Consider the following 17,061-nt stretch of genomic DNA (forward strand, 5'->3'; position numbering starts at 1 on the left):
CTAGTTGAACCTCGTTGGGGATTCGTACGGCTCTTCGCGCACAAACGTCGCACCGAGCACCTGTCGTACGACGGCTTCGCCGTATCGCTGCACACCATCGACGCGTGAGGTCACCGTAGGGGCAAGCGGAGGGGCGACAACGGGAGGAATCGGCATCTGTGCGGTGCGGTCGGTGTCGAGATCATCATCGTCATCGCGCCCAGGCGCAACGTCGATATCACGCGCGGGGAGCACGCCGCCTTCAGGCGGAGCAATCGTGGCAACAGGCGCGTATGCGGAACCGGGCCGGGCATCTTCGGGTTCGTCGTCGACCGCGAACTGCGCGGGCGGTTCTGTAAACGCGGCCGGGCCCGGGTCAGGAGGCGGTGCGTCGGCGTCGGAGGGGATCGAGGCAACGGCCCACTCTGTGACCGGAGCCGCAGCGCTGGGCGACGCGCGCGGCGTGGGCGACGGGCGTTGTGCGCTCGGGCGCGGTGGGGCTGCGGATGTCTGCGGCGGTGACGCGGGTTGAGAGGGCCTCGCGGCGGGCCGGTCAGCAGCATCGTCGGGCATGCCGGAGGGTGTCGCCGGCGGACTCGGCGTCATCGGCGGTGGGCCCTGATCGGGCGCGTGCTTCGCGAGGTATTTCACGCGAAGTCCGACGACGCCGACAATCGCCTGACGAAGGTCTTCACTCGGGCCTTTGCCCGCCTTCAGCTTTCGGAACTTATCAATATCGCCCGGGCTGCTGAATGTCAGTGTGAGCACGTCGTCGGCGAGGTCTGCGACCTGAGCGTTGGCAACGAGCAACCACGATGTGCGGCTGATCCCCTCGAGCGCGCCCATAATCTGCGTCCACGACTCGCGCATGCGCGCGAGGGTCACAGGGCCAGCGGGTGCGGGTGCGGGTGTAGTGGGTGACGGTGCGCTGACCGCGGGTTCCGGTGCGGGGGGTGAGGCCGTCGCAGGCGCAGGAGCGCTCGGCGCCGAAGCGGGCGCAATCGGTTCTGCTGCTGCCGCTGGCATTGACTGATGCCCCGGTGCTGGCGCCGCGGGCGCAGCGGGTGCAGGGGGTGCAGACGCTGGTGACGGTGCGTTCGGCGCCGAGCTAGTAGCGCCCGTCGTGGGCGCCTGCGACGCGGCAGCAGCTCTGGCGAGCACCCGTGCGACCATCAGCTCGAGCTGCAACCGCGGCGATGTGGCGCCGGTCATATCGTCGAGCGTGCCAATGACCAGATCGGCTGTCTGCGACAGACGGGCCGCACCGAATGCGTCGGCTTGGCCCTGCATGCGAACCAGATCTTCGGCGGAAACGCCGCGTAGCACCGCGGCTGCTCCTTGCCCCGTCGCCGCCACGACAATCAGATCGCGCAACCGCTCAAGAAGGTCGTCGACGAACCGGCGGGGATCTTGACCTGTCTGCACGACACGGTCGACCGCAGCGAACGCTCCTGCTGCGTCACGAGCGGCGAATGCATCAACAACCTCGTCGAGCAACTCAGCGTGGGTGTATCCAAGCAACGCAACGGCGCGCTCATACCGCACCGTCACCGAGCCTGATTCGTCGGACGGATCAGAGCCGGCAATCAGCTGATCGAGAAGTGACAACGTGTCTCGTGGCGAACCGCCGCCGGCGCGAACGACGAGTGGCAATACGCCCGCTTCGACACCGACCGACTCGGCTTCACACATCTGCTCGACATAGTCGAGCATCGCGGCCGGAGGAACAAGGCGGAAAGGGTAGTGGTGGGTGCGGGAGCGGATCGTGCCGATGACCTTCTCAGGCTCGGTCGTCGCGAAGATGAACTTGACGTGATCCGGGGGCTCTTCGACAAGCTTCAGCAAGGCGTTGAAGCCCTGGGGTGTGACCATATGTGCTTCGTCGAGGATGAAGATCTTGAAACGGTCTCTCGCTGGCGCGAACACCGCCCGTTCGCGCAAGTCACGCGCGTCATCGACTCCGTTATGCGAGGCCGCGTCGATCTCTACGACGTCGAGCGAACCGCTCCCGCCGCGACCGAGCTCCACGCAGCTGTCGCACTCTCCGCATGGCGTATCGGTCGGGCCTTTTGCGCAGTTCAAACAGCGCGCGAGAATGCGCGCTGAGGTGGTCTTGCCGCAACCGCGTGGCCCAGAGAACAGATAGGCGTGGCCTACACGATCACCGCGCAGGGCTGTCATCAACGGGTCGGTCACTTGTGACTGACCGATCATCTCGCCAAACGCTTCAGGGCGGTAGCGGCGGTACAGAGCTGTGGTCACGGCACCAGCCTACGGCGTGGCACCGACACGGTGACTGCTACGTCGCTTTCTAGGAGCAACAAGCAATCACGCGTCAGCGCCGCGCTCAACATCTGCGGGCGCTCCGATGATCGGCATCGAGGTGGTCACCGCTGGCACTGAGGCCGAAAGCAACGACCCGTCTTCTCGACGCTGATTGGCGAAGTCACCCAAAGATGGCTTGCCTTCGATCACAGGACCCTGGTCGTCGAGCGCCACACGCACCGTCTCGCCAGCGCCGACCACATATCCCGTGCCGCGGACGCTGAACGAGACCGACGCACCCTCACCTGCGGCGACAGAAATCTCATCACGCGTGATGCTCACCTCAAGCCGTGTGCCGCCCCAATGCAGCGGGAAGGTAAGTGAGGGCCACGCATCAGGAAGACGCGGATCAAATGACAGTTCGCCGAAGTGATCCCGCATGCCGCCGAAGCCAGAAACTAGCGCAGTCCACACACCGCCGGCAGATGCCACGTGCACCCCATCCGAGGCGTTGTTGTGAAGATCGGCGAGGTCGACAAACAGCGACTCGCGGAAGTATTCCAGAGCGAGGTCTTGGTACCCGACCTCTGCCGCAAGAATCGCCTGCACAACCGCAGACAATGTCGAGTCGCCCGTAGTAAGTGCGTCGTAATATTCGAAGTCGGCGAGCTTCTCTTCGGGGGTGAAGTGATTGCCCTGAAGGAACAGGGCAAGAACGACGTCAGCTTGTTTGAGCACCTGGTATCGGTAGATGACCAGCGGGTGATAATGCAACAGCAACGGGTGCTTGTCTGCGGGAGTGTTCTCGAGATCCCAGATCTCGCGTTCGAGGAACACCTGATCTTGGGGATGGATGCCGAGGCTTGGGCTGAATGGAATGTGCATCGCTTCGGCGGCGCGATCCCATGCCAAGGGCTCGTCTTCGTCGAGGTCGAGCCGGTCGACCATTCGGCGGTACACCTCGCCATCAACTTCCGCCATCTCGCGAATCGTCCGCGCGGCAAACCGAAGGTTGAAGCGCGCCATCACGTTCGTGAACAAATTGTCGTTCACAACCGTGGTGTACTCGTCTGGGCCGGTCACGCCATGGATGTGGAATGTGTCGCCCTCGCTGCGCGCCTCACCGATGCGCCGGTTCTCGCCCGTGCTTGAGCGCCAGAAGCCGAGGGTCGCCCACAGACGTGCCGTTTCCACGGCGATATCCACGCCCTCGCGATGCAGAAACTCTTCATCACCTGTGGAGCGCACGTACTTCGCCAGCGCAAAACTCACGTCGGCGTTGATGTGATACTGAGCCGTGCCGGCCGCATAGTATGCCGAGGCTTCTTCCCCGCTGATGGTGCGCCACGGGAAGAGCGCGCCGGCCTCGTTGAGCTGATAGGCGCGACGGCGGGCTGCGGGAAGCATGAGGTAACGCATGCGCAAAGCGTTGCGAGCCCACACTGGCGTGGTGTACGCGAGGAAAGGCAAGACATAGATCTCGGTGTCCCAGAAATAGTGTCCTGAGTAGCCCGACCCGGTCACGCCCTTTGCAGGCACACCCTGGCCGTCAGCTCGTGCGGCGGCTTGAGCAAGTTGGAACAGGCACCAGCGAGTGGCCTGTTGCAGCTCGTCATCCCCGCCGATCTGTACGTCGGAGCGGTGCCAGAAAGCATCGAGCCACGCGCGTTGTTGCACAAATTGCGGCTCAATCCCTTCGGCGAGCACTCGATCGATCGAACGTCGACAACGATCGACGAGTTCGCGGGCGGGCACGCCGCGCGAGGTGTGATAGCTCACAATCTTGGTGACGCGCACGGGCACGCCAGCCTTCGCACGCACACGGAAAACATTCTTAGCGATGTCCGGTTCGATCAAACGCCGAGCCGAGAACTCGTTGTCTGTGTCGATGACATGGTCGGCGACCACAGCGATCGTCATTCCCGACTCCGAGACGCGATATGACAGCGCTGAACGATCGCCGTCCTGCCAGTACTCCTGCGGTTGCAACACGCGCTCGCTGATGCGCTCGGCCTTGCGGGGGTCAAACCCGGCCTTCTTGGGTGCTTTGGGCGTCCCACCGTATACGTCTTCGCCGTCTTGACGGTTGAGCAACTGACAGCTCACCGTCACGGCTGCATCCGAATTAAGCACGGTCACGTCGACCGACATGATGACGAGGTGCTTCTCCTCGAACGACACCATCCGCTCGAAATCGATGCGCACGTCTTTGCCAGACGGTGTCGTCCAGCGGATGTTCCGGCGCAGAACTCCGTCGCGCATGTCGAGAGAGCGTTCGTATTCGCGCACGTCGGCGAGATCGAGCGACAACGGCTCCTCGTCAACATAGACGCGCATCACCTTCGCATCGGGGGCGTTGATGATCGTCTGGCCTACCTCGGCGAAACCGTATGCCTGCTCGGCATGCCGGATCGGGAACGTTTCGTGGAATCCGTTCACAAAGGTGCCGTACTCGTGGCCGTGGCGCCCTTCCGGGTGGTTTCCACGAAGTCCCAAGTAGCCGTTGCCGGTGGCAAAGAGCGTTTCGGTGACGCCGGAGCTGTCGAGGTCGAAAGATGACTCGACGAGTCGCCACGGGTCTACCGGAAAGCGGTCGCGGTTGATCATGCAGTTGGCTCCTCATCGGCCACGCTCGGTTGAACAAACTCGCCAAGGTCATTCACGACGATGTGGGCGCCCGCGCTGAAGAGCGCTTCGGCGCCGGCGCCGCGGTCTACCGCCACCACGAGGCCAAACTTGCCCGCTGCGGCGGACTCGACCCCGCTCAACGCATCCTCGACAGCGACGCTTCGGGCCGGGTCCACGCCCATCATGCGCGCCGCTTCGACGAAGACATCAGGAGCGGGTTTCGACGACAGATTGTCGCGTTCCGCAATGACTCCGTCCATCACCACGGGAAAGCGGTCACGAATTCCGGCGACGGTGAGCACTTCTTGGGCGTTCTTCGAGCTGGAGACCACCGAAATGGGCACTCCCGCCGCATCCAGCAGATCCATCAGTGCGAGCGAGCCGGGGTAGGGCGCGATTCCTTCATCACGCAAGACAGCTTCGAAGTATGTGTTCTTTCTATTGCCGATGCCGCAAACGGTGTTGGCCGTCGGGTCGTCATCGGGATGTCCCCATGGCACTTCGATATCCCGCGAGCGCAGCAAGCTGGCGACTCCGTCGTAGCGCTTCTTGCCATCGAGGTAGTCGAAGTAGTCGCGTTCGGTGTAAGCGGGGGTGACTTCCCAATCAGTGAAGAGTTGGGTGAACATCGTCTGCCACGCGTGCATGTGCACTTCGGCCGTAGGAGTGAGCACTCCATCAAGGTCGAAAAGTACGGCGTCGTAGTCAGTCAGGTCGGGCAGTGCATTCGCGGTCACGAAGCCTCCAGCGATGTGTGGATGTCGGACGTCGGCTCGCCTTCGCGCCGTCGTGCCAGCGTAGCGCGGCACGGGAGCGCGGCGTCAATCATGATCGGGCCACGCTCAGCGTCTGGCGAGCGATCTCAAGCTCTTCATCAGTGGGTACAACCAGAACGGTAACGGGCGAAGCATCCGTCGAGATCACGCGGGTGCCACGCTCAGGGGAAAGATTGCGCTCACTATCGATCTCGATTCCTGCAAAACCGAGGGTCTCAAGCGCACTCGACCTGACCAGCGGTGCATTCTCGCCCACGCCCGCGGTGAACGAGATGACATCGACACCACCCAACTGTGCGAGGTAAGCCCCCGCATAGGCACGAAGCCGGTGAACATAAACCTCATAGGCAAGGAGCGCGTGCCGGTCACCGTCTTCAATCGCCGCTTTCAGATCGCGGTGATCTGACATGCCTGCCATACCGATCAGCCCACTGCGCTTGTTCAGCAGGTCGTCGAGCTCGTCGATGGTCATGCCTTCGCGTCGTGCCAGATGAAACAGCACAGCCGGATCAAGATCACCCGATCGAGTGCCCATCACCAACCCCTCCAAGGGGGTGAGCCCCATGGAGGTTTCGACTGAGTGCCCGCGATCTATCGCCGTTACTGATGCACCGTTGCCGAGATGAAAAACGATCTGACGCAGCTCGCTGTTGGGGCGACCGACGAACGCGGCTGCGGCCTCGCTGACGAACTTGTGCGAAGTGCCATGAAACCCGTAACGGCGGATGCGGTGTGTCGCGGCGAGCTTGCGATCGATGGCGTAAGTGTAGGCAGCCGGAGGCAAGGTCTGGTGGAAGGCGGTATCGAACACCGCGACGTGGGGCACATCAGCAAAGGCTTCGCGGGCTGCCACGATGCCGGCGAGGTTGGCCGGGTTGTGCAGCGGAGCGAGCACGGACAAATCAGAGATGTTGATCTCGACGAGGGGCGTGATGAGCGTCGGTTCGAAAAAGCGCGCTCCCCCGTGCACGACACGGTGCCCAACTGCAATCGGCGGATGATCTGCGAGTGCTGGCCCGTTCGCTGCGAAGGCATCGATCATCACTTGGAAACCGGCAGTGTGATCGGCGATCGGAATCTCTTGAACGTAGGAAGCGTCGACAACCGCGGGAGCGTTTGCGCCAAGCGCCGCGGCCGGATAGACCGTGTGTTTAGCCCTGCCGATGTCTTCGCCAATGCGCTCCACGAGCCCCGAGGCGAGCGTCGCCTCGGTCTGCATATCAATGAGCTGGTATTTGAACGACGACGAGCCGCTGTTGACCACGAGCACGGGAATCACGAGGAGCTCTTTTCCTGCGCCTGGATCGCGGTGATCGCGATCGTGTTCACGATGTCAGACACGAGTGCTCCGCGCGACAGATCGTTTATCGGTTTGTTGAGGCCCTGCAGCACCGGCCCCATCGCCACGGCTCCCGCCGAGCGTTGCACCGCTTTGTAGGTGTTATTGCCGGTGTTGAGGTCGGGAAAGATGAACACGGTGGCACGACCCGCCACCTGCGAAGTCGGCATCTTGGCCGCCGCAACCGCTGCATCGGCTGCGGCGTCATACTGAATCGGCCCTTCCACCAAGAGCTCGGGCTGGCGTTCACGCACCAATGCGGTCGCTTCGCGAACCTTCTCAACGTCAGCCCCAGTGCCTGACTCCCCCGTTGAGTACGAAAGCATCGCCACTCGCACGTCGATTCCAAATTGGCTGGCCGTCGAAGCTGACGAGATCGCGATATCGGCCAGCTGGCCGCTCGTCGGGTCGGGAATCACCGCGCAGTCGCCGTAGACGAGCACGCGATCAGCGAGCGCCATCAAGAAAACGCTTGACACCACCGATACGCCAGGCTTCGTCTTGATGATCTCGAACGCGGGCCGGATCGTGTGGGCTGTTGTATGCGCGGCGCCTGAGACCATTCCATCGGCGAGACCCATGTGCACCATCAACGTCCCGAAGTACGACACATCGGTGACCGTGTCAGCTGCCCGTTGCACCGTCATGCCCCTGTGAGCACGAAGCTTCGTGTACTCCTCAGCAAACTTATGCACGTAAACAGCATCGAAAGGCGAGAGTATCTCAGCGCCGTTCAGATCAAGTCCCAGCTCGAGCGCCCGTGCGCGCACTTCGATCGGCTCGCCGAGAATAATGAGATCGGCGATGTCGCGCTTGAGCACGGTCGCTGCAGCGCGCAATACGCGATCGTCGGATCCCTCCGGCAGCACGATCTTGCGACGCTGCGAACGCGCGCGCTCGATGAGTTGGAACTCGAACATCAGCGGCGTTACCACGGTCGCTTCTGCCAGACCGAACGCGCGACGCAGCTCGTCGGTGTCAACGTTCTGTTCAAACAGCGCCAGGGCGGTGTCGTAGCGGCTGCGTGAGTCAGCGGCGAGGCGTCCACGAGTCGACATGATGCGCAAGGTTGTTTCATAGGTGCCGTAGTTGGTCGTGATGATCGGCAAACTCGACCCGAGCCCGTCGAGAAGCTGCATCACGGGCTCAGGCACATCGAATCCGCCGTTGAGCACAATGCCCGCAAGCGACGGGAAAGTTCCAGAAGCGTTCGCGAGCAGCGCCGCGAGCAGCACCTCGGTGCGGTCCGCGGGAATCACGACGACTGCGCCGTCAAAGAGGCGTGGCAACACGTTGACCATCGACATGCCCGCGACCACGACCCCGAGCGCCTCGCGCGTGAGCAGCGTGGGGTCGCCCGAGAGCAATTCGCCCTCCACAGCGCGTTGCACGCCGCGCATTGAGGGCGACACCAGAATGCGGTCTTCGGGAATCGTCCAAACCGGGACGGTCTCCGAGCGGCCGAACGCCGAGACCCCGATTGCCTGGTTGATCGCCGACACCGTCGCATCCATCTGATCGGGGTCTGCGCGATTCGCGACAACAGCGAAGAGCTCTGCGCGACCATGCGCGAGCTCTGCCAGCGCGAGGGAAGCGATCTGGCCCATTTCCGCCGCTGTGCGCGGAATGCTTGAACCGAGTTGCTCGGGCTGGCCCTGCGCGGCACGCCCTCCGAGCACAAGGACGACCGGAGCACCGAGGTTTGCCGCGATACGCGCGTTGAAGGCGAGTTCGGCGGGGCTCCCGACGTCGGTGTAGTCGCTGCCGACGATCACGACCGCGTCGCACTGCGCCTGCACGGCCTTGTATCGTTCCACGATCGTGGCGAGCGCCGCTTCGGGATCAGCGCGCACATCGTCGTATGTCACCCCAACGCAATCGTCGTACGCGAGGTCAACACCGTCATGAGCCAGGAGCATCTCGAGCACGTAGTCGCGTTCGATCGTCGAACGCGCAATCGCTCGAAACACCCCCACCTTCGGCGTCGCCGCGCTAAGCGCGTCGAGAACCCCCAAGGCAACGGTTGACTTTCCCGAATGACCTTCGGCTGACGTGATAAAAATGCTCTGCGCCACGGCCCCAGCCTAGAGGCTGTCATCAACGCAAATCGCGGATATGCCTGCACAGCGGATATACCTGCACAAAGAGTAAGACTCTCCGCGAACCCGGCAGAGCCTGGTTACCCTTGCTACGTTTCCGTCCTGGGGGAGTTGGCCTGGATGCCGCCTCGCGGAGAGCTGCCACAAGTCTAACCCGAGTGCGGGGGCCATCAGCACGCCGAGCGAGTTTGACGGCTGTTAATCACACCCGGCCCGCGCACTCACCGTGATTGTTACGATTGCGTAAAGGGCGACGCTGCCCGATGACCGTCACCCGAGACGGCACGAGGGAGGTCACGGTGGCTGACACCACGATGACGAGCACCGAGGTGGATCTGTCTGGCGAGATGAACCCGGGCAAATTCTCGGATGCTGCGGCAGCCGTCGTCGCATCCGTAAGCACCGTGATCGACGGCAAACCCGACGCGGTGCGCAGCGCATTGGTCTGCCTGCTCGCCGAGGGACATCTGCTCGTCGAAGACGTGCCGGGGGTCGGCAAGACGATGCTCGCCCGTGCACTGGCTGCATCGGTCGATGCCACGGTGCGTCGCATTCAGTTCACACCTGATCTGTTGCCCGGCGATGTCACCGGTGTCAGCGTGTTCAATCCGGTCGAGCGCGAGTTCGAGTTCAAGCGAGGGGCGATCTTCGCGAACATCGTCATCGCTGACGAGATCAATCGGTCGTCGCCCAAGACCCAGTCCGCGCTGCTTGAGGCGATGGAAGAGATTCAGGTCACGGTCGACGGGCACACTCACCATCTGCCCAAGCCGTTTCTGGTGGTCGCCACTCAGAACCCACTCGAGATGGAGGGCACGTACGCGCTGCCCGAGGCGCAGCGTGACCGATTCATGATGCGCGTCTCTATGGGCTACCCCGATCAGAAATCGGAGCAGCTCATGTTGCGCCAGCGTGACACGGTGAACCCGCTCACGAATCTCATTCCCGTGGTGACGGCAGAGCAGGTCAGCATTCTCATCACGTGGGCACGATCCGTGCACGTCTCCCCCGCGGTCGAGGAATACGCTGTCTCGCTGGCCCACGCCACGCGGCATCACTCCGATCTGCGTCTGGGAGCGAGCCCGCGAGCCACGCTCCAGCTCGTGCGGGCCGCCAAGGTATGGGCCGCGCTCGATGGTCGAAACTTCGTGATACCCGACGATGTGGCAGCGCTGCTCGTTCCCGTCTTCGCACATCGGCTCATCCCCACCCGCGCCGCTGGCGCAGGACGAGCCCGTGGTGGCCCCGACGCTGTCACTGTGATTCTCGAACGAATCGTGGCCAGCACACGAGTGCCCATCGCACCGAGGCAGTGACGGCCAAATGGTTCGCTGGTGGCCGCTGACAGCGCGAGGTACGGGGGCGCTACTGCTCTCAGGGCTGTGCTTTGTGCTTGCCCACGAGCTCGGCGTCACCGAGTTGCTCTACTTCGGTGTGTTGTTGCTGGCTGTGGTGCTCGCGAGTCTCGCCGCTGTGTCTCTCACCCGACGCACAGACACGGTCGCGAGAACGATCAATCCCGAAGTCGCACAGGTAGGCGAAGCGAGCATCGTCACCACTCGTGTGGGAGTACGAACCGCCGTTCCTACACCGCCTGGAACCTGGCATGACACTATGCCGAAGGGCCTCGCTGGCGCAGCCGACGGCGTGCTCCCGGCGATCAGCTCTGCCTTTCGCAACGGTGAACGCACGGTTGAAGTCACCTATGAGGTGACGGGCGAGATTCGCGGAACCCGTTCGATCGGCCCGTTCTTCATCAAGACCAGCGACCCGTTCGGGCTTGCCGTGCGCCGCACACGCTTCGATACCCGCACGCTGGTCACTGTCGCTCCTGCCTTAGTCGATGTGTCCGCGCTCAGTCACTTCACCGGGGAATCCGGCGGATTGCTGCATAGCGAAACTACGCAGCTCGGCCAGGGCGCCGACAATCTGGTCGCGCGGCCGTATGCCTCTGGCGATTCCATGCGCCGAATCCACTGGCGGGCTACCGCACACCGCGACGCCCTCATGGTGCGCCAAGAAGAGCAAGAATCCACGCCTGAGGCCACAGTCGTGCTCGATCGAAGTGGCGAACGGTGGGGCCGCCAGGCCCGCTATGCGCCAGGAGGTGACGACGCATTCGAGGCGGCCGTGTCAGCATGTGTGTCGGTCGTAGCTCGGCTCGTGCGCGACGGATACACCGTCGAGGTGATCGACAGCGACGGCACCGTTTTGATCGAGCGAATTAACGGAGGCGACGTGGCCGAGCTCGACGAGATGCTCACCCAGTTCGCCGACGTCACTGCACGCCGCGGCGATGACCTTCCCGACCTTGCCCGTTTGTTTGCCGGGGCAACAACAGGCCCGGTCGTTGTCATTACCGGCCAACTGTCGTCGACGGATGCTGATGCTCTCGCTCCGGCCGTGCACCACTCCACTTTGCCCGTTTTGTTCGCAGTGATCCCCGATGCTCACGCCCTCGCAGCAGCATCCGACAGCGGCTGGCACGTCGGCCAGATAGAGGTCGAGGGCGATTTCGCCGATGCATGGCGCGACGCGACCGGTCAGGGAGCAAGCCATGTCGTGGCGTAACGCGACCTCGTCCACCGTGACGTCAGACCCTGCCGAGACGCGAGTGTCTCGACGCGGCGCCCGAACGCTCACCATCGCGGTCTACGCAGCTCTCACTGCCGCGCTTCTGCCCGTGCTGAACGTGGTCGAACCGAGCGGGTGGCTGTTTGGCGCACTCGTGCTTGCCGCTGCGATCTTGACGGCCGGGTACTTCGCCCGCCGCATCGGGGTGCCCGCGATCGCGGTCTCACTGATTGAGATCGTTCTTTGGGCGCTGTTCATGTCTGGCGCCTTTTTCAGCAACACTGCGTTGCTCTGGGTCGTGCCGACACCCGCGACGCTCGAAGCGTTGCCCGCGGTGTTGGCCGCGGCTCAAGACGAAATCATCCAGGGAGCAGCGCCGCTGGAGCCCTCGCTCGCGCTGTCGGTCCTCATCGTCGGTGCGATGGGTCTGTTGGCGATCATCATCGACCACGTCGTGATCACGGCACGGATGCCTCTGCTTGCGTCCGTCGGCTTGATTGCTGTCTCGCTGATTCCCGCGATCATCGTCAGCGATGAAGCCGACGTGATGTCGTTCATCTATTTGGCCGCTGCGATTCTGTTTTTGCTCCGCGCCGAGACGCGATCACGCGAAAAGCCCGCTGAACAGCAAGCCGAACGGACAGCTGGTGTACCCGCGACAGCCATGGGAATCGCCGCAATCGCCGTGGTCGTCGCCGTAGCAGCATCCCCCCTGCTGCCTGAACCTACGGTGCGCGTGGGCTCGGGATTCGGAGCAGGCCCGGGCATCGACGCGTCGCTGTCGCTGGGCGATGATCTGCGCCAGCCCGACCCAATTGAAGTGATTCGGTACCAATCGAATGCATCATCGCCCCCGTATCTTCGAGCCACAACGCTCTCGCAGTTTGACGGGGCCGTATGGGAGCCCGATCCATTGCGAACAGTGCCGCTGGAGAGTTCATCGGGGTTGGTCGAACTGAACGTCGACGAAGACGTGCTCATCGCGCCCTCCGAGACCTCAGTTTCTGTGGTCAACCTGGTCTCGTATTGGTTGCCGATCCCGTGGGCGGCAACAGCCGTGACCGGGCTTGAAGGTGCGTGGTCTGCCGTGCCAGCGAATCGCACTGTGGTGTCACAGTCGGCGACCACTCAAGGTCAGCAGTATGCGGTTTCGTCGCTCGCGGCGCGTCCGACTCGCGAGCAGATTCGTGCCATGGATGCTGCGCTAAGCCCGCGTATCGATGACGCGACCGTTGCCCTTCCCGATGAGCTGCCGCCCATCATCGGAGAGCTCGCTATTGAAGTCACCGAGGGCACCACCAATGACTACGACGCACTGATCGCCTTGCAGCGTTGGTTTCGTGGTGGCGAATTCCGGTACTCCCTCGATGCTCCGGTCGAAGACGGCTTTGATGGCAGCGGCGCCGATGCCGTGGCACAGTTTCTTGAGGTTCGCGAGGGTTACTGCGTGCACTTCGCCGCCGCATTCACGATGATGGCACGCACTCTTGATATGCCGACACGTATTGTCGTGGGCTACCTGCCGGGCAACGTGACAGGCGAGATCGAAGACGGCGAACCGGTGTATTCAGTGATGAGCGACACCCTGCATTCATGGCCAGAGGTCTACTTTGAAGGTGTGGGATGGGTCGGCTTCGAACCGACAGCCGGCCTCGGCACGCCCACCGCCTTCGCACCGGAGTCGTTCACCCCCGGCGCTAGCGATAACTCGTTGACCGCGCAGCCCGAGGACCGTCCGACTGCGACATCGACGCCGGGCGCAGATCTGCAAGATCTGAATGTTCCGTTAGACGGCGCAAGCGGAGTAATTCGCGATGCGGAGACGAACTTCTATCCGATGTTCGGTGCGATCCTGCTCGTTCTGGTTGCGCTTACTGCACCGGCCATAATTCGCGCGGCAAGACAACGGTCGCTCACTCGGTCAGCGAACGACGGAGATGCCCTGGCCGCGTGGGCCACCGTGCAGAACACCGCGATCGATCTCGGTATTTCGGTTCCCGGGGCTGAAACACCCCGGGCATTTGCGGCCCGCCTGGTGAGTGAACACGGAGCTTCCCGTGACGCTATGCAAACCCTGGTCTACGCAATCGAGCATGCGAGCTATTCCGGAACGATCGGTCGCAACTACGGTTTGACCGACGCGGCGGCTGCCGCAGCGGTCGAAGCGAGTGCTTCCTTGTTCACTCACGTTGCGGCGTCGAGGCGTATTCTTGCCGTCGTCGTTCCGCGTTCTTTGCTCGTTCGACCAGGCAGTGTGTACGCGGGGGCAACCGGTCTTCGTCAGGAGTGACAGTCGGCCAGCGCAGACAAGGTAGGATTGTCTGCGGCCCTCACGGGCTGCTGGAGGATTCGCCTAGTGGCCTATGGCGCACGCTTGGAAAGCGTGTTGAGTGAAAGCTCTCAGGGGTTCGAATCCCCTATCCTCCGCCAAAAATTCTTCGTCGCATCCCACGCAGTCTGCGGGAGGTGCCTATCGCGTCAGTCAGCGCCGACCACGGTACTTCGCCGCTCAATCAAGACGGTGTCTCGCCATGTTCCGGCGGCTGGTCCGACCCCCGCACGCGCGACACGCTGCCTGGTGCCGACGACGCGAAAGCCCAGCGACTCATGCAGACGCTGACTGGCGACGTTCTCAGCAAACACGCTCGCCTGAATAGTCCAAACGCCTTCTTGCTCGCACGCGTCAATGAAGGCTTCAAGGAGGATCCGACCAATCCCGCGCCCCCTCGCTGTCGGTGCGACATAGACGGAATGCTCGACGACGCCGCGATAGGCAGGCCTGGACGAAACGCGAGATGCTGCCACCCATCCGACGACCGCGCCAGCATCATCGACGGCTACGAGGCGCCCCTGTCGCAACTTGCCCGCATCAAATGCCGCCCAGCTTGGCGTGGAGGTCTCGAAAGTCGCCTGACCGTCATTGATCCCCGCCGCATAGATCGTCTCGACGGCCGGCCAATCAGCAGCATCCATGCTCCGCACCTGCGTCATCAACCGAGCCTCCTCATGCCAGCCGCGTACCTACGAGACCTCCACAGTATCGGCGCCCCAGACGAACTGTCGGCCGCCATGTGAATACTCCCTATGCGGGGCGCGGCTCGGTCTCGGTCGTCAGCACTTTGATGACAGCGCCGGTGTCGACGTGTTCAAGGCTCTTGCCGACGGTATCGATGCGAAACTTCCAGGTAATGACAGCCCCGAGCACCGATGTCGCGACAAGCACTGTAAGCAGTACTCCCTGACCCCAAACGTCGAGCAGGGTGGGAAACAGAAACGCCGTCAGCACGGCTCCTACCTTTCCCATAGACGCCGCGAACCCTGCGCCTTTTCCCCGCACCCGCGTGGGAAACACTTCACCGGCGAGCACGTAGGTCATCGTGTTCGGGCCGAGGTTGGTCGAGAAGTTGAAGATCATGAAACCCGCGAAGATTGCAAACGTCGGGTTTTCGAAGAATACCGACGACGCGGCGATCGCTAGGCCGACACCGCAGCCGATGAATCCGAAGACTTGAAGCCGGATGCGCCCGACTCGGTTGACCAGTATTAGTGCCACCGCAAGGCCGACGAGCAAGAAGGTGTCGATCACGAACGCCCCCTCGGCCCCCTGGAGGTCACTCGCGATTACGCCAGAAACGGTGTCTTCGAGACCTGTCGTGTCCGTGCCGAGCGTGGTCGCGATAACAATGGGGGTGAATATACCGATGCCATATGTCCCGAGGTCCTGCAGAAACCAGGGCACGCTGGTCAGGATCGTCGCGCGGCGCAGCGGACGCTTGAACAGCGTCTTTAGGCTCGACTGCGACCTTTCTCGGTCGCCCTTCACCATGTCGACGACCGGCACCTCACGCGTGATGCGCAAGTCGCCCGCCGGGTGGTCTCCGAAACAGAGCCTCGCGAGCACCGATTCGGCTTCGTCATAGCGACCCTTGGACGCTAGCCAGTGCGGGCTCTGCGGGGTGAAAATCCGCGCGATCGTTACGACGAACGCGGGAATGATCACGAGGGCGAACATGATGCGCCAATCGGAGAGTTCTTCGCGCTGGCTGAGCACCAGCATCCCCACGCCAGTACCGGCGACCGCTCCGACCGCTTGAAAGCCAAACGCCCCGAGCACTCGGCGACCGCGAATCTTGGTTGGAAGCGTCTCAGAGATCATCAAATGCGCGACCGGATAGTCCGCGCCAAGCGCCATGCCCGTGCCGAGGAGAAACAGCAGGAAGATGGGCAACGAATCGCTGAACGATACGCCGACGAGGCACGCCGTGAGCAGTGCCATCTCCCACAGGAATAGCGGGCGTCGGCCCACCTTATCGGCGAGCCCGCCGAGAGCAGAAGCACCGATCAGAATGCCCAGCAGGGGCATCGCGGTGACCAACCCGATCTGCGCGGTTGACAGCGAGTATTCCGCGGCGATCAGCGGCGTTGCCACACCGACGAGAAAGACGATCATGCCTTCGAAGAACTTGCCGGCAGCAGCCAAGAACCAAGTGCGCTGTTGCAACGCGGTAAGTCCGGCCCGTCCCGCCTCGTCAATATGTTCCGAAACAGTGCGAGTCACGGGTGCAACTGCAGCCATTGGCGTCTCCTAGGTCCCAAGCATCGAGTCGACCCAGGTTGCGGTATCAGTATTAACAGCGGGCGAACGGCAACTCACGCGGCAACAGTCGCAGGCGTCTCAGCGCGAGGGCAACGTTGATCCCCGCAAGAACCGGATGGGCTCTGGGTCAGCCGGATACGGCGGTGTCATGCGCGAGAAGGTCGAGCACGATCTTGTCGCCCTTCGCCTGCGAGGACAACCAGGAAACCGAGCCGTGGAGCTCAACGACGTGCCCAGTGGGACGATCGGTCAGCGTCACGTGTCGACTGAGGCCGATGTTCGCGATGTCGATGTCCACGGCGTCGCGACGGAAGGTCGCGACTTCGGAGCGGAGGCGTCCGCCAGTGTCGCGGTTGAGTAGGTGAATTTTCTCCGGCGTGATCGCGACGATCATTTTCATCGTGACGCCCTGCGCTTCGGCGGATGCTTTTACGGCCGCAAGTCCGCCGAGTCCGACACCAAGCGCGGAGCTGAAACTGTTAGAACCTGTGACGCTCTCTGTGGCGATACCCCCCGCAGTGCCACCGGCGATCTGGGCGATGATGAGGTTCGCGAGACCGAAATGTCCGGCCGCGAGGATCTCTTCCTGATCGCCCAGGATCTGATGAGCCTCGGCAACGATCTCGGATTCACTATCCTTGGCCACGGACTCCTCATCTCCCGCCGAACTCAGCGCTCTATTGGGTCCGACCATAGCAGTCAGGCTCAGCTCAAGACCGCTTCGGGCCTGACCTGCATTTCGCGCGGGAACACTCGCAGGCGTCTCAGCTGGTGCCCTCGACACCAGACCAAGATGCATTCAAT

At 62.7% G+C, this 17,061-nt stretch carries 11 protein-coding genes, 1 tRNA gene and 1 other RNA gene; 4 read left to right on the top strand and 9 right to left on the bottom strand.

The features are described from left to right. From AB0O81_RS05550 to ffs, 6 genes are all read right to left on the bottom strand, one after another. Positions 1–2,241: a DNA polymerase III subunit gamma and tau gene (locus AB0O81_RS05550; protein WP_363582086.1), complete on the bottom strand. Its 2,241-nt coding sequence runs from the start codon at positions 2,239–2,241 to the stop codon at positions 1–3. A gap of 66 nt (positions 2,242–2,307) precedes the next feature. After that, positions 2,308–4,851, bottom strand: a complete 2,544-nt coding sequence (locus tag AB0O81_RS05555) for a glycosyl hydrolase family 65 protein (RefSeq protein WP_363582087.1) — start codon at positions 4,849–4,851, stop codon at positions 2,308–2,310. Then, a complete protein-coding gene (locus tag AB0O81_RS05560) occupies positions 4,848–5,609 on the bottom strand; it encodes an HAD-IA family hydrolase (RefSeq protein WP_363582089.1) in 762 nt (253 codons plus the stop codon). Before AB0O81_RS05560 ends, AB0O81_RS05555 begins: the two co-directional genes overlap by 4 nt. 88 nt (positions 5,610–5,697) lie before the next feature. Further along, positions 5,698–6,927 (bottom strand): acetate kinase, encoded by a 1,230-nt coding sequence (locus AB0O81_RS05565; RefSeq protein WP_363582091.1) that lies wholly within the window; start codon positions 6,925–6,927, stop codon positions 5,698–5,700. After that, on the bottom strand, positions 6,924–9,062 hold the full coding sequence (pta, locus tag AB0O81_RS05570; protein WP_363582093.1) for a phosphate acetyltransferase: 2,139 nt from the start codon (positions 9,060–9,062) through the stop codon (positions 6,924–6,926). The genes AB0O81_RS05565 and pta overlap by 4 nt, the downstream gene beginning before the upstream one ends. A 70-nt stretch (positions 9,063–9,132) precedes the next feature. Beyond that, positions 9,133–9,229: signal recognition particle sRNA small type (ffs, locus tag AB0O81_RS05575), an RNA gene on the bottom strand. 204 nt (positions 9,230–9,433) lie between these two features. Here ffs and AB0O81_RS05580 point away from each other — a divergent pair. The 4 genes from AB0O81_RS05580 (at position 9,434) to AB0O81_RS05595 (ending at position 14,090) form a co-directional block, all read left to right on the top strand. Then, on the top strand, positions 9,434–10,402 hold the full coding sequence (locus AB0O81_RS05580; protein WP_363582620.1) for a MoxR family ATPase: 969 nt from the start codon (positions 9,434–9,436) through the stop codon (positions 10,400–10,402). A 7-nt stretch (positions 10,403–10,409) separates the two neighbouring features. After that, complete coding sequence (locus AB0O81_RS05585) at positions 10,410–11,657, top strand: DUF58 domain-containing protein (RefSeq protein ID WP_363582095.1); 1,248 nt, start codon at positions 10,410–10,412, stop codon at positions 11,655–11,657. Then, a complete protein-coding gene (locus tag AB0O81_RS05590; RefSeq protein WP_363582097.1) occupies positions 11,644–13,950 on the top strand; it encodes a DUF3488 and transglutaminase-like domain-containing protein in 2,307 nt (768 codons plus the stop codon). Before AB0O81_RS05585 ends, AB0O81_RS05590 begins: the two co-directional genes overlap by 14 nt. Before the next feature lie 52 nt (positions 13,951–14,002). Then, positions 14,003–14,090: transfer RNA gene (locus AB0O81_RS05595), tRNA-Ser, on the top strand. 48 nt (positions 14,091–14,138) lie between these two features. On the opposite strand, the gene AB0O81_RS05600 is transcribed toward AB0O81_RS05595, so the two are convergent. From AB0O81_RS05600 to AB0O81_RS05610, 3 genes are all read right to left on the bottom strand, one after another. Next, a complete protein-coding gene (locus AB0O81_RS05600; protein WP_363582099.1) occupies positions 14,139–14,651 on the bottom strand; it encodes an N-acetyltransferase family protein in 513 nt (170 codons plus the stop codon). 91 nt (positions 14,652–14,742) lie between these two features. Next, positions 14,743–16,236 (bottom strand): MFS transporter, encoded by a 1,494-nt coding sequence (locus AB0O81_RS05605; RefSeq protein WP_363582101.1) that lies wholly within the window; start codon positions 16,234–16,236, stop codon positions 14,743–14,745. 148 nt (positions 16,237–16,384) lie between these two features. Further along, a complete protein-coding gene (locus tag AB0O81_RS05610) occupies positions 16,385–16,903 on the bottom strand; it encodes a hypothetical protein (protein ID WP_363582103.1) in 519 nt (172 codons plus the stop codon). Between the last annotated feature and the right edge of the window lie 158 nt (positions 16,904–17,061).

Source organism: Microbacterium sp. NPDC076911 (assembly GCF_040687125.1).
GTDB lineage: Bacteria > Actinomycetota > Actinomycetes > Actinomycetales > Microbacteriaceae > Microbacterium.